12 protein-coding genes and 1 pseudogene are annotated in these 11,314 nt (G+C 41.6%); 2 read left to right on the top strand and 11 right to left on the bottom strand.

Annotated features, from left to right (window positions below; translation table 11 throughout):
* From CDZ78_RS10975 to CDZ78_RS21960, 8 genes and pseudogenes are all read right to left on the bottom strand, one after another.
* Positions 1-1,146: cadherin-like domain-containing protein (locus CDZ78_RS10975; RefSeq protein WP_244559228.1), on the bottom strand; the 1,146-nt coding region annotated here is incomplete at its 3' end.
* Between the two features lie 244 nt (positions 1,147-1,390).
* Positions 1,391-1,648 carry an Ig-like domain-containing protein gene (locus CDZ78_RS10970; RefSeq protein WP_140414005.1) on the bottom strand — a complete coding sequence of 86 codons (258 nt, stop codon included), beginning with the start codon at positions 1,646-1,648 and terminating at the stop codon, positions 1,391-1,393.
* 275 nt (positions 1,649-1,923) lie between these two features.
* Positions 1,924-3,525: pseudogene (locus CDZ78_RS10965) on the bottom strand (cadherin-like domain-containing protein); the annotation flags it as partial.
* A 62-nt stretch (positions 3,526-3,587) separates the two neighbouring features.
* Positions 3,588-4,577, bottom strand: a complete 990-nt coding sequence (locus CDZ78_RS10960; protein ID WP_087870052.1) for a hypothetical protein — start codon at positions 4,575-4,577, stop codon at positions 3,588-3,590.
* Positions 4,578-4,920: 343 nt separating this feature from the next.
* Entirely contained in the window at positions 4,921-5,292 is a 372-nt protein-coding gene (locus CDZ78_RS10955; RefSeq protein ID WP_087870051.1) for a GNAT family N-acetyltransferase, read from the bottom strand.
* Positions 5,262-6,200, bottom strand: coding sequence for an ISAzo13 family transposase (locus CDZ78_RS10950; RefSeq protein WP_230990509.1), 939 nt, complete (start codon positions 6,198-6,200; stop codon positions 5,262-5,264). The genes CDZ78_RS10955 and CDZ78_RS10950 overlap by 31 nt, the downstream gene beginning before the upstream one ends.
* Positions 6,197-6,469: a hypothetical protein gene (locus tag CDZ78_RS23145; RefSeq protein WP_087868120.1), complete on the bottom strand. Its 273-nt coding sequence runs from the start codon at positions 6,467-6,469 to the stop codon at positions 6,197-6,199. Before CDZ78_RS23145 ends, CDZ78_RS10950 begins: the two co-directional genes overlap by 4 nt.
* A gap of 82 nt (positions 6,470-6,551) precedes the next feature.
* Positions 6,552-6,722, bottom strand: coding sequence for a GNAT family N-acetyltransferase (locus CDZ78_RS21960; protein WP_167374263.1), 171 nt, complete (start codon positions 6,720-6,722; stop codon positions 6,552-6,554).
* 713 nt (positions 6,723-7,435) lie between these two features.
* Here CDZ78_RS21960 and CDZ78_RS23740 point away from each other — a divergent pair.
* Positions 7,436-7,561: a hypothetical protein gene (locus CDZ78_RS23740; RefSeq protein ID WP_263458613.1), complete on the top strand. Its 126-nt coding sequence runs from the start codon at positions 7,436-7,438 to the stop codon at positions 7,559-7,561.
* 179 nt (positions 7,562-7,740) lie between these two features.
* On the opposite strand, the gene CDZ78_RS10945 is transcribed toward CDZ78_RS23740, so the two are convergent.
* From CDZ78_RS10945 to CDZ78_RS10935, 3 genes are all read right to left on the bottom strand, one after another.
* Entirely contained in the window at positions 7,741-8,001 is a 261-nt protein-coding gene (locus CDZ78_RS10945; RefSeq protein WP_307190490.1) for a hypothetical protein, read from the bottom strand.
* Between the two features lie 38 nt (positions 8,002-8,039).
* Positions 8,040-8,525, bottom strand: a complete 486-nt coding sequence (locus CDZ78_RS10940; protein WP_167374262.1) for a DUF4136 domain-containing protein — start codon at positions 8,523-8,525, stop codon at positions 8,040-8,042.
* Positions 8,526-8,658: 133 nt separating this feature from the next.
* Positions 8,659-9,891: an ISL3 family transposase gene (locus CDZ78_RS10935; protein ID WP_087870048.1), complete on the bottom strand. Its 1,233-nt coding sequence runs from the start codon at positions 9,889-9,891 to the stop codon at positions 8,659-8,661.
* Positions 9,892-10,261: 370 nt separating this feature from the next.
* Between CDZ78_RS10935 and CDZ78_RS10930 the strand changes: the two genes are divergently transcribed.
* On the top strand, positions 10,262-11,062 hold the full coding sequence (locus tag CDZ78_RS10930; RefSeq protein WP_087870047.1) for an EcsC family protein: 801 nt from the start codon (positions 10,262-10,264) through the stop codon (positions 11,060-11,062).
* Positions 11,063-11,314 lie beyond the last annotated feature (252 nt).

Genomic DNA, 11,314 nt, shown 5'->3' with positions numbered 1-11,314 from the left:
CGTGCGGGCTCTTAACCGAAGGGGGTAATGGCTTAAGCTAATGCCATTGGAGGGGTCGGGGGATGGCTGATAGATAAAGCTGCCATCAGGTAAAGCATGCAGAGTGCCATGCTGTGGCTGGGTAGCTATAATTACTTTTAGTACATCCCCGTCCGGATCACTATCATTGGCTTGCAGTCCATTAGCAGCGCTTACCTGTAATGCTGTGTTACTGGCAATCGTATAACTATCGTCGACTGCTACAGGTGCCTGGTTGGTATCATTAACTTTGATTGTCACACTGACTATATTACTACTCAACTTGCCGTCACTGCTCTGGTAGCTAAAACTATCTGACCCAACATAATTAGTATTTGGCGTATATTTAAAGCTACCGTCTTTTTCCATGTGTAATGTACCGTGTTGAGTTTGAGTCAACAGGATGGCGGTCATTAAGTTCGCTTCTGGGTCGCTATCATTACTCAACACGCCCTGTAAGCTATCAACCTGCAGGACAGTATTTTGCGCGATACTGTAGCTATTGCTTTGAGCAACGGGAGCGTGATTAACATGATGTACATTCAATGTAACCGTCGCCACAACACTACTTAACTTGCCGTCGTAAGCCATATAGGTATAACTATCAACGCCTTCAAAGTCGAAGTCGGGTGTGTAAGTGAATCCACCATCATTATTCTGATGCAGTAAGCCATGAGCTGGTTGGCCTAGATTCAAAACAAACAGCTGATCGCCATCAGCATCCAGGTCATTGTTCAGCAGACCTTTTGCAGGCACTGTTAAAACGCTGTTCTGTGGCAAATTATATACATCATTTCCGGCTAGTGGGGGTTGGTTAACATGCGTTACTGTTATTTTAACGGTAACCGGGCCACTGTCCACGGTGCCATCATTGACTATATAGGTAAAACTATCGGGGCCGCTGTATCCGGAATCAGGTTTATAGGTAAATGAACCATCCAACACCATTTGCAGGGTACCATGACTTACGCTAGTGTGGATATTAGTCACTAGCAGGGTATCTCCATCGATATCCAGATCATTGGCTAGCAGTCCGTTAGCCGTTGTTACTGTTAAAAGACCGTCCTGCGCTATGGTATAGGCATCAGTATTCGGTAGTGTGGGATGGTTAACATGGTTTACTGTAATGGTAACCGTTACTTCATTACTATCTAACGCACCATCAGTTACTTTATAAGCTGAAGTTTCCCAATAATTATTTATGGTAAAATTGAAACTATTTTGAAACTATGCTACAACTATATGAAAAAAATAGTCTTTTCATTCGTTTCAAATGCTATTGCCTAAGGGGAATTAAGTAGGGGTTTGCTATAAACATGGCAAAACCACCTAAAATAAACCTCGATACACCAGCATTGTGTATTTCAGCTACTCAATAATTGGGAAACTTCAGTTTATAAGTAAAGCTGTCTGTACCAAAAAATCCAACAGCTGGTTTATAGGTAAAACTGCCAGCAAGACTTAGTTGTAAAGCACCATTAGTTACTGATGACACTATACTGCTGACGCGCAAGTTATTGCCATCCACATCATGGTCATTGGCCAGCAGTCCCTTAGCCACTGTCACTTTCAGGAAGCCGTCTTGTCCGATTGAATAAGCATCATCACTTGCCACAGGAGCATCATTCACTGTATGCACGTTGATGGTAACGGGTATTACTGAGCTGAATGACTGTCCATCAGAGGCAATATAGGTAAAGCTGTCCGAGCCGTTATAATCCTGATCGGGGGTATAAACTCTCCATGCAAGCCGGGAGACAGGCTGCCGTGTGCAGGAAGCGTATACGCAGTCGCCGTTAAAATATCATGATCCAGATCAAGGTCATTCGCCAGTAATCCTGTTGTCGCAGTTGCTATTACTTTAAGGGCTGTATCTTCCTGCGTCTTGTAGCTATCAGCAACGCCAAGAGGCGGTTTATTCACATGATTAACGGTGATATTGACGATAGCAAAAGTAGGGCTATCAAGCTTGCCAACGTTAACTCTGTAGGTGAAGAAATCCGCCCCTGAAAAATTAAAATTCGGTTGATAGCTAAACGTACCATCCAGCTTAATCTGTATTATTCCATTGACTGGTGAGTCAACCAGAAGTGCTAATAATGAATCGCCATCGGGATCACTATCATTAAGTAGCAAGCCTTTTGCTAAAGGTACTGTGAGCAAGGTATCTTCAGCGACAGAATAAGCGTCTCCAACTGCAACTGGTCCATCATTGACCGCATCTACAGTTAAGGTAACAGTGACTGGTGTACTATCAAGCGCTCCATCGTTTACAGTATAGGTAAAGCTGTCAGTGCCATTGAAATTGTTTTTTGGTGTGTAATCGAAACTACCGTCAGTCTTTAAATGCAGCGTGCCATTAGCAACATTGTTGCCTAGCTTAACGGTTAATATATTGTGTTCAGGGTCAGAATCATTGTGCAGTAGCCCATGCGCGACATCAATGCTTAAACCCGTATCTTCATGTACGCTGTAGGCATCTGGTAGCGCCTTTGGTGGATCGTTAACCGCTGAAACATGGATAAATACCTGTACAGGCGCACTATCAAGCTGTCCATCATTTGCAGTATAGGTAAAGCTGTCATCACCATTAAAATTTGGGTTGGGCGTGTATTCTAAACTACCATCGGGGTTAAGCAGCAGTGTTCCGTTAGCTGGATGAGAAAATGTTCTAACATGAACAGGATTGCCATCAGGGGCAGTGTCGTTACGCAACACACCTAATGCAGCATTAAATTTTAATGTGGTATCTTCTTGTGTGCCATAGCTATCTGGTAGAGCAACAGGTGCATCGTTGACAGCTGCGACCGCGATATCGACCGTTACCGTATTACTGTCGGTATGCCCGTCATTGGCTTTATAGGTAAAACTATCCGGACCATTGTAGTTAGCATCCGGAGTAAATGTCAGACTACCATCCAGATTTAAAGTCACCGAGCCATGACCCGGATCCGTGACCTTGGTGGCAAGCAAAGTATCATGCACATCCGGGTCGGTATCGTTATGCAAAACACCATTGGCTACGCTAACGATAAGCGGGATGTCTTCATGGGTAATGTGGGCGTCTGGATGCGCAACCGGTGGATGATTGATGTGATTTACCGTGATAGTAACCGTCACGATATTGCTGTCAAAAGTACCATCATTAGCATGATAGGTAAACGTATCTGTTCCCGAGAAAAACGGGGTTGGGGTGTAGTCAAAACTACCGTCAGGATTCAGGGTAAGCACACCATTACTGACATCGGCATCCAGCACTGCAGTTAAAGGATCATTATTGGCGTCATGGTCGTTTGCTAAAACACCACTGACAGGTACAGTCAATGAACCATCTTCAGAGACTGAGTAACTGTCCGGGGTGGCTGATGCGACTAGTGATACCTGTACCGTTATTTCCTGATCCGCAGTTCCACCCTTGCCATCATCAACCTGTACAGTTACTTGGTAATGATTATCGCTATTCGCATCGGTAGGTGAATAGTAGTCTGGAGGGTTTATAAACGTCAAAACACCGCTCGACGCGTCAATAGTAAACTTAGATACATCGGCACCACCATTCAATCGATAAGTCAGCGTATCATTATCAATATCAGTCGCAGTGACCGTAGTAACCGTACCCGTATGACCATCAAAGACCGGGATTGATGCAGTAGAGCCACCACCATTTGAAGTAATGACCGGGCTGTGGTACTCATGGCATCCTTAATCTGATCCTTTGTAAGAGCGTCTCGCCAGATCTTAACATTGTACACCGTGCCCGAGTTAGTAGCCTCATTTGAGGTTGCTGTGTCGTCGAAGAAGAAACCCAGCCGGGTCTTGCCGTTTTGAATAAAGGGTAATGCTTGCCCAGCCGTATCAATAAATGTGAATTCTTGGAATACATCACCTGCGCTATTGACGATATAGGCAGTAAATTTCTTAGTTCCACCATCCCTGGTAACTACAAGGTCATAGGTGGTGTTTGCACTATATCTATTTGTTCCCTCAGCAGCCGTTATTGGGTAAAACTTGATAAGATGCTCTTTGAAGTAAAATCCGTCGTCCGTCAGCATATTGTTGAAATCGATAATCTTCTCCCACCCGGCTTCGATTGTGCCATACTCGAAACGAACCCCAATGCTGTAACTAGAACTGATGTCCTCATCGACATCGATCCTGAATCCCCCGCCTCGGACACATCCGTCCGAGGCCCAATGCCAGGAATCGCCAGTAAAGCTCGAAGAGGAGTTGCAGTGATTATTTGCATCTTTGCTGGTACCAAAGGGTGTCAAAGTGCTACCTGGCTGGATAGGATTTAGATTACCCTCAAAGCGATACTCCGCCAGCAAATCTACCGCAAACGCGGGCTTTGCGCCGATAAGAATAGCGATTAGGCTAAATAGCAAAACTTTACTCAGGATTTGAGAATGATTTAATTTCATTTTTCTAGTGCAGCACCTATTTAGGTTTGAAGGATAGGGGGTTTTATAGACTACTGATTTAAAATATAAATTATAGTTATCTATTAATCCGTCCAAAAAAGGTGCGGCACTAGCAGAGATTTGTTTTATTAAAGGCATTAGTCGCTCCTTTGGACTGTATGTTTGACTTAAATAACCCGGGAAATAATCAGATATTGCACAAGTTATTCGATTAACTAACGCAAATATTCGTTAAAATTTATATGGTTTGCATTCTATTATGTAAGACTAAATAACACAACGCTTATACTGTGTTATAGCTCACAATATCAGTGTGAATTTTGGGGTCAAATTTTGGGGTCAAGTCTTTCCAAGCCATATAAATTGGTGAAAAACATGTGGCGCGGATAGACTCCATTTCTGCACACTAGCAGCATCAGCAAGCAATTAACATTTGTAAATAGACATCTTCACTTGAAAATCAAGAAAAAAAACTGAACATTCACCTTAACATTTCAATATGGGGAATTCCATCTTCCTTATAGGGCTTAGAAACAGTTTTAAAGCCAAATTTTGAGTAAAACTGTTCCAGGTGCTGCTGAGCAGAGATTCGAATTGCTGTATTTGGATATTCTTTAGCAATATGCCCGATTGCTTCCGCAGTAAGTTTTTTACCTAACCCTGCTTTACGAAATTCCGGCATAACAAGGACTCTACCTATGGATGGCTCTGAAAACTTCTTGCCAGGAAAAACAACACGCAAATAGGCTGCACATTTCTTCTTACCTGCACCACCCCGCCAAGCAATTAAGGAATAAGCACGAAACAACTTCCCGATATTAATTATTCTTGAGGAATTGCACGGTAATTCCATTTTGGTAAATGTGTATCAAATACAATCGGCATTATTTCTTTGAAGTCAGCGGCATATTTTCGTCCTGTCTCGTATATTTTGTCGAGTATGTGAACAATTGTTGTTAGTCCTTTTGACGTTGATGTTCTAGAAATCAATGTTTTAACTGTTTCAACCGAGTCAAATACAACACCTTCACAAGCCCGAGTCACATGCGGAAAAAAACGATGTTCAATGGGGTTATACTTGGAGGTATAAGGAGGATAGTGGGCAATCCTAATTTCCAATCCAAGTGCATTCGCAGTCTTTTGTAAATCTTCTTTAAAAATGTAGTGCCGTGAGCTGTTACTCCCTCCACCATCGCAAAGGATCAACAATGATTTTGCTTTAGGATAATGAATAATACCCTCGTTTACCCACCATTGAAATAAGCTATCACAGGCAAATTCACTGGTATCATGACTCGTTCCAAGCGTGATATATCCTGTGTTTCGTTTGAGGTCATAAAACCCATGAGGAATAACACTGCCTGTTGCAGAGCTAGGGAAATCATGATCATTCGTTTGAATGGCTGCTTGTGTATAGAGCGATCCATTACGATAAAAAGTACCCAATAACTCTTTCTTTTTGGTATCCATACTAATAACAGGGTTTCCCGCATCCAGGTAGTCCTGCTTCAATTGGGTAATATTTTCAAATTGAGCATTGCGGTCAGGATGACCACCCATCGTAATGTTTTTCTGGGCTTTGCGCTTAACATATTCATGTTTTTTTAATAAATATCGAACGATATTACGACTGACAGAATAACCCTTTTTTAATAATTCACTGACGATTTCACGCGGCTTTAGATAAGTCCACCTAATAGATGAATTCATTGGATTGCCTGCTGTATGCTGTTGAAGAATATCTAAAAAGTCTTGATCTATTCCACTGTATTCAGGGGTAGAGGTCTTTTTTTTCGACCGCCTCCAGGTTGTCTGATTCCTGTTATATCCAGTTCTAATTCGGTGAGTTCTTTTTTTCCTTGGCGGATAGTTTTTGGGTCACACTCTAATAAAGCTGAAATATAGTTAACGCCACCATGAGATAATTTTTCACTTTCAATGGCGGCATACCGTCGCTTATTTTTTTCACAAAGTGAGTCATAAAATTTCTTCATCGACTTTTCGATATTTTTTTTATAAGGAAATGACATAAGACAACCACTGAGTAATAAATTAAGATAACCTTAATTTAGGGGAGATATTTCATTATTCAAGCTTGGCTGCTTCAGGATGTTATTTCGTGCACATTCCTAAGTGCCATGAGACTTGATCCAGGTCATCAGCATCCTGATAGGCACAATTTTGCTCAACGACAAAGATAGCCTGACGTATTTTTAAGATCTCATATAGTTCATGTAAGGAAAGCTCATCAAATGAAGCCCACTGCCATTTTATCATTGTCATTTACCCATCGAATGCAATACCTTACTTACGATATTCAAGCGCCCTTCTCAAAAACCTGATAAGTGACGTTGCGCTAGGTAATTACCATAGTTTACACTATCAGATAAGGGAAATGGAAAAATTAAATCATCCAAAATTAGACGACTAATTCAACGCGGAACAAGCTTTGTGTAGGGTATGCATCGCATACCTATAGGCTTTCAGGTAAATAATTTCTATACATTCTGGGCAGTCAGAAAGATTATTGAATCTAGCTTATTAACGTTTAAAAATTGGACGGTTATTTATTTCCGTCTCCCTAACCTGAACTCGCGGTAGTTACTTGATACTATTTTATCCCTCGTCATTCCGGCAGAGCCTGCCCCAAGCGAAGGCTGGGGAAGCCGGAATCCAGTCACATGGATGTGAACGATGCCATCCATGGCACTGGATACCCGCTTCCCTGCGGGTATGACGGGTGATTGGTACATTATGGTCTCACTATATTATCTTGATAATTTCCATAAGGCTTTGATTTTATTATGCTGAGATCAGGTGTTCTGACCATCACATACAAAACACCAAATTTTAGGTTCTAAGTTCGATATTCATATTTTTCTTGCCATTGCTTTGTGCTATGAGCAACATGATTAGTATGCAGGAACCAGGCGCGCCATGCTACCTCACAACATTCTGGGACTCCTGTCACCAACATTCATTCGCCTACGCAGCGAATGGGAGATGCCCTGGTCGCCCTGCGTCCGTCTCAACTACGCACAAAACCCTGCTCCGTTAAGACTACCTCAAATGGCTGGACGGCTATTCGGAATGCAATTCTTGCCTCCCTCGCGCGCTACTAGCGCACTTCGGATCAGCGAATTGCCCTGTCGCCTACCAGGGACTAAAAATCATCACTCCGCTTAGGCTCCGTTTCCCTGATTTTAAGCGAAGGAAAATACTTAACTCCTAAAAAGAAGAAGCAGGAAATACTGGGTGGAAAGGTTTTTCTGCCAGAACCACCCAGTAAAACATCCAGTTATTAGCTGTTAATACGCTTAGTAATACGTTGATAAGCTTCTGTTAACTCTTCGCCAACAACTTTAGCGGCACTAATAAATTCGTCTGTGGTTTCTACTGAATCATCAGCAATTTCACCTGCTTTTTGCTTGATTTGTCCCCACGTTTTTTCAGCACCCTCAAATTCCTCTTTGACTTCCATCGAAGCTAAATGTAACTTTAATTGAGCTTCATCACGCTCAGCAGTTAATTTTGCCATTAAATTATCAAATTCCTGTTTCATTTTTATCCCCTAGCATTAGTGTTGAATACTATATTAAATTACTTTTCAGGTAAAAAAGCTAATAATTTTTTAACAAATACATCAATTCTAGCTTTTCTATCTGCCAGTGGGATCTCTTCCAAAACAGCTAATGCCTGCCCTGCTGTACGCCAAACCAGCTGACCTGTTTCCGGGTTAAGCACATCAAATATTAAAGTGCCTTTTTCATAACGATTCTTATCTACACTATGCACCATTAAGCCTGGCACTAAACCATATCGGCTAGCTATTTCTTTATCTCCTAGCGTTGAGGCCAAGGCTGCAATAAAGCTAATATTTAAATCCGCATGTTCCGCTTCAGCAGTATGCCTATAGCCTTTGTTGTTCAGCTCTTGCTCGATACTCTGCTTTAACAATTCCCACATATCAACATTACTAATTAGCCCTTTTTGCGAATGACGCATAAAGCCATCTGACCATTGGTACGTCGCATTTTCAGGAATCAATAATTTAGAATGATGCACGGTTATAAATGCAACTGGCATGCTTTCCTGCTGCACAAGCTGAGTCGCCGAACAGGAAACCAGTAACATGACCATTAATGGATATTTAATGAATACAGATCTCAGAGTTAAACAGATTTTTCTATACATAAGGCTTAATAGAGCCGTTTTGGCTCTATGTGAAATACAGTGGGTAGTCGAATTTTAACTTACCACAAAGAAAGTAAATCATATTGATAAAATTATTAATATTACGATAACCTCTTGCTCGTCGTTTGGCCAGTTGGACCTTGCTATTAATTCCCTCAAGAATTCCATTTGTAATCTTCGTTTCAACGAAATGAATAATGCCAGACCAATGGCTCCGAACGGTCTTTACAAACTTCATAAATGCTGAGATTTTAGATTTTTCTACTTCTTCACACCACTGCTTTAGAAAGGCTTCAGCCGATACTTTATCGGGCATTGACCATAAGTCATTAAAAAGCTCTTTCAATCGATATGCCTGCCCTAACGTAGGATATAGGTCAATCATTTCAGCTAATGAAACTTCTTGTTTATTGGTTAAGTTTTCTCGGTTCCTTAAAAAAGTATATTTGTGTCCTTTGAGTGCATCATGCTCTTTACGCTCACTAATCCTGACTTGATTCATTGCTTCATTTAATAATTTGACAACATGAAACCGATCGAAGGTTATCTCTGCTGATGGAAAAGCCTCTGCGGCTCCAGCAATGAAGGATGGCGATAGATCCCTACTTATTTGTTCAATTTGTTCTTTCTCTACCCCTTTGTTTTCAAGGTGTTCCTGAAGGTTATGCAAAGTGGCTTTACCTTTACCCTCAGTGACAAAAATAACACGAGACTCGTCTAAATCGACACCTAAAGTGACATATTTGTGACCTTTTTTTGAGGAGGTTTCATCTATACCAAGTTGAGTAATGGATGAAACATCATCCGCTATTTTAGCTTTGCCGATCCAGTGATTAAAGATCGTCCAGATTCGCTGTGGATTCACCTTTAACATTTCAGCAACCCGATTGACGGGCATTTCTCTTTCAATCAGTGCCAATGCCATGGCTTCAAATAGCAGAGTGAAACCACTGCCGGGGCGAGCCCAAGGGACTTCTACAGTACGAACTTTCCCGTCCGTTGTTGTGATGCGAGGAACAGAGCAATGTAGATAGCAAGAATGCTCAAAGAAGCTCAAGTGTTGCCATTGCCGATCGACTGTATCATGCACTGGGCAGAGAACCCCCGATTCATCAGCAAAACGGGCGCCTGGTTCAAAACCTATCTGCAAATGAAGTTCATTCTGTTCTAAAATATTGTCGTTTGAAAAGATAATTTCTTCCACTTTCCAAGGCGATTGTAAGCCTAAAGCCATACTAAATAAAGATTCACTATTCATGGTATTATTATCGCACTACCCACTAGGATTCACATAGAGAGCATCACTCATTAAGTGAATGTGCACAACACACTTGAGCACAATGGGGCGCGAATCCTGAGACGGCCTTTATTAAGCTGCAGGCTAAAGAGGCTGTGAAAGTATGTGCTTTTAGCCTCCCCCCTTGAGAAGGGGGGATCGTATAAAAACATATATCAAACCTCCCCTAACCCCTCCTTAACTAAGGAGGGGAATTATGTTAAATACTTTCACAGTATCTAAAGACACTGCGCATCATAAAATGATATAAAAGTTATTTCATGCTCGTACCTAAGTACATGCGAACTATATTCCGCTACATTACCCGCGTTCTTCTGAACATTGAATTACAATGAAATTCACCGCTAACGACCTACTTATTTTACACCAGGCAGCTGATGTATTAGAAAACCCGAGTTTTAGTTCAAGAGTCACTAAAACCGTGGGCGGTGCTGTAGAAAAAACCATTGCCATTTTACCTGCGCAAGTCTCTCTTTCCTTAAATGATATAACCCGAACAGCCCTGGAAAAATCATTAGAAGGCGCTATTTTCACCTTAAACTCGCGTAAAAGTAGCATTCCTTTCAATAAAACACATAAATTCTTTGCCGGCTTAAGTGGTGCTATTGGCGGCGCTTTTGGTTTAACAGCCATTACCATCGAGCTTCCTATATCAACGACTATTATGTTGCGCTCCATTGCTGATATTGCCCGTTTTTATGGCGAAAACCTAAGTCATAGCAATACCAAAATGGCCTGTCTGGAAGTTTTTGCTTTAAGCGACACTACCCGGCATGGCTCTGAAACAGGTTACTATGCCATTCGTTCAATACTTGCCAAAGGGCTCACTGATGCAAGCACACAGTTAGGCAAACCAGCACTAACTAAAGAAGGTGCATCCATTGTAAATAAAGCCCTCAATCAAATTGCCGCACGTTTTAGTATCCCCGTTTCTGAAAAAATAGCCGCACAATCCATTCCAGTCCTTGGTGCTATTGGTGGCGCCACGATCAACTTTTTATTTATCAGTTACTTTCAAGATCTGGCTCATGCCCACTTCTCTTTACGCCGCCTGGAACGCAACTACACACCAGAACTGGTAAAGTTGAATTACCAAAAACACCTTGCAGAACTCCCCCTCTTAGTAAGATAGTACACATAGGGGCAACCTAAAAAGCCCCTACTCTTTTTTGTTTATTTTCGGTTTCCAGAGTTTTTCAATAATCTTAGGATATATACAGCAAAATTCTTATTAAAAATAATGCTTTTGTAGTATCATAATTAACCCCATAAAGACTTTGCCAGCCAAAAAAATGCAGATAGGCCCCTATCAATTACAGAATAATCTTATCTTAGCGCCCATGGCAGGCATTACTGACCGCCCATTCAGAAATTTATGCAAACA

Source organism: Bathymodiolus platifrons methanotrophic gill symbiont, from assembly GCF_002189065.1.
GTDB lineage: Bacteria > Pseudomonadota > Gammaproteobacteria > Methylococcales > Methylomonadaceae > Methyloprofundus.
Note: the sequence above shows the minus strand (reverse complement) of the source record. Positions and strands in the feature narration are given on the sequence as shown.